The organism is Isoptericola sp. NPDC057391 (assembly GCF_042668085.1).
GTDB lineage: Bacteria > Actinomycetota > Actinomycetes > Actinomycetales > Cellulomonadaceae > Isoptericola.
In genome coordinates this window covers 1-2,188 of sequence record NZ_JBHVBO010000315.1, presented here as the reverse complement: position 1 = coordinate 2,188, position 2,188 = coordinate 1, and the positions used below count along the sequence as shown (strand labels likewise).

Annotated in this window: 2 protein-coding genes; one reads left to right on the top strand and one right to left on the bottom strand. The window is 77.8% G+C overall.

Translation table 11 applies throughout. From position 1 onward, the window contains the following. Nucleotides 1–96 precede the first annotated feature (96 nt). Nucleotides 97–1,110, bottom strand: a complete 1,014-nt coding sequence (locus ACFUVW_RS20635; RefSeq protein ID WP_430573162.1) for a DUF4037 domain-containing protein — start codon at nt 1,108–1,110, stop codon at nt 97–99. Nucleotides 1,111–1,194: 84 nt separating this feature from the next. On the opposite strand from ACFUVW_RS20635, the gene ACFUVW_RS20630 reads away from it, so the two are divergent. Continuing rightward, nucleotides 1,195–2,139: an NAD-dependent epimerase/dehydratase family protein gene (locus ACFUVW_RS20630; RefSeq protein ID WP_430573161.1), complete on the top strand. Its 945-nt coding sequence runs from the start codon at nt 1,195–1,197 to the stop codon at nt 2,137–2,139. Nucleotides 2,140–2,188 lie beyond the last annotated feature (49 nt).

Sequence of the window (2,188 nt, the reverse complement as noted above, 5' to 3'; positions counted from 1 at the left end):
TACCTCCCCCCCCCTGCCCTCTCCTCCGCGGCGGCCCCCGGCCGGCGGGCGCGCGCCCCCCCCCCCCCCCTCGTCACGCCCGCGCGCCCCCCTTCTCTATCTCGGCGTCAGGAGCGCGACGCGGCGCCGCCCGTCCGTGAGGACGTCGACGGCGTCGACCCACTGCTCGACGGCGGCGGGCAGGCCGCGCACGGCGTCCCCGGCGGCGTCCCGCAGCAGCTCGGGAAGCGCACGCAGCCCGCGCGACGGGCGGTCGAAGAACGGCTCGGTCGCGCGGCCCACGAGGGCCGGCAGCCCGACGTCGCGCTGCCGCTCGTGCAGCGCGTCGCACGCGTCGCCGAGGGCGGCGTCGCGCTCCCGCCACGTCGTGGCCGCGAGCGCCCGGTCCAGGTGCGCGCCCGCGGCCGCCGCCGACGGCGTCCCCGCGAACGCGGTGCCGAGCCACTTGGGGTAGGGCGGCCACCGCCGCTCCAGCAGCAGGCCCAGCCGCAGCAGCGAGCCGGCGATCCTGGCCGCGAGGACACGCGAGCCCGCGTCGTCGCCCCGCACCCCGGTGCGCCCGACGAACGGCAGCTCCTGCCCCACGCGCGCCCACTCCGCCGCGAGCACGTGCAGCCAGACGTCGTCGGGGTACCACCGCAGCCGCTCCCGGATCGCGGTGAGCTCCCCCGGCCCGTCGTGGAAGACGGCGCCGGCGGTCACCTCCAGCACGCTCTGCCCGGTGAGCCCCAGCCAGCCCGCGGCGTCGAGGTCCGTCGTCGGGTCGAGGCCGAGGCGCGACGCCGCGAAGCCGCGGGGCGTCGCGACCTCCACGCGGTGGCGCACCACCGGCTCCCAGGTCGTGGCGAACCGCACGGGCAGGCCCGCGTGCTCGGCCGGCAGCGTGGCCTCCAGGTGGGCGTCGAGCGCCGCCACGTCCGGCTCGTCGACGAGCAGCGTGAGCCGCAGCCCCCAGTCGTGGTCGCGAGACGTCTCGTCGTCCAGCCCGAGAACGTCCGACCCGCTGCCCAGGCGCGCCGCCGCGTACCGCAGGCCTGGCCGCCAGGCCTGCAGCAGGGGGCGGACGACGTCGTCGTGGTAGGCCCGCGCCAGGCCGATGCCGGTGGTCACGCCGCCATGCTGCCAGTCGGGCTCCCGGTCGGCGTCACACCACGGCCCGGCATACCGTCGAGAGGCTGAGGAGAGGAGACCACCATGAGGGTCCTCGTCGCCGGGGCCACCGGAGCCGTCGGCAGCAGGCTGGTGCCGCTGCTGCTCGCGGCGGGGCACCAGGTCGTCGGCACGGCTCGCAGCGAGCCGCGCCTCGCGGCGGTGCGCGCCGCCGGGGCGAAGGGCGTCGTCATGGACGGCCTGGACCCCGGCTCGGTCCGGGACGCCGTCGAGGCCGCCGCGCCGGACGTCGTCGTGCACCAGCTCACCGCCCTGTCGTCGATCACGGGGGACTTCCGCCGCTTCGACGAGGACTTCGCCGTCACCAACCGGCTCCGGACCGAGGGCACCGACTCCCTGCTCGCGGCGGCCGTCGCGGCGGGGGCCCGGCGGTTCGTGGCGCAGAGCTACACCGGGTGGCCGAACGAGCGGCGGGGCGGGCCGGTCAAGACCGAGGACGACCCGCTCACCGACGACCCTGGCAAGGAGGCCGTGCGGTCGTTGCGCGCCATCGTGCACCTCGAGCGGGCGGTGACCGGGACGGCGGGCATCGAGGGCGTCGTCCTGCGCTACGGCGCCTTCTACGGGCCCGGGCAGGCGCTGTCCCGCACGGGCTCCGTCGCGGAGCTGGTGCGCCGCGGCCGGTTCCCCGTCGTCGGCGGCGGCACGGGGATGTGGTCGTTCATGCACGTCGAGGACGCCGCGACGGCGGCGGCCGCCGCCGTCGGGCGCGGCGCTCCCGGGACGTACAACGTCGTCGACGACGACCCCGCGCCGGTCGCCGAGTGGCTGCCGTACCTGGCCGAGCAGCTCGGCGGACGCCGCCCGATGCGGCTGCCGGCGTGGCTGGCACGGCCGATGCTCGGCCAGCTGGGCACGGCGATGATGACCACCGTCCGCGCGTCGTCCAACGCGAAGGCTCGGCGCGAGCTCGCCTGGGAGCCGCGGTTCGCGAGCTGGCGCGAGGGGTTCCGGACGGGCATGGGCTGACCCCGGCAGCCCGAGCACGACGACGGCGCCGCACCCGGGTGGGTGCGGC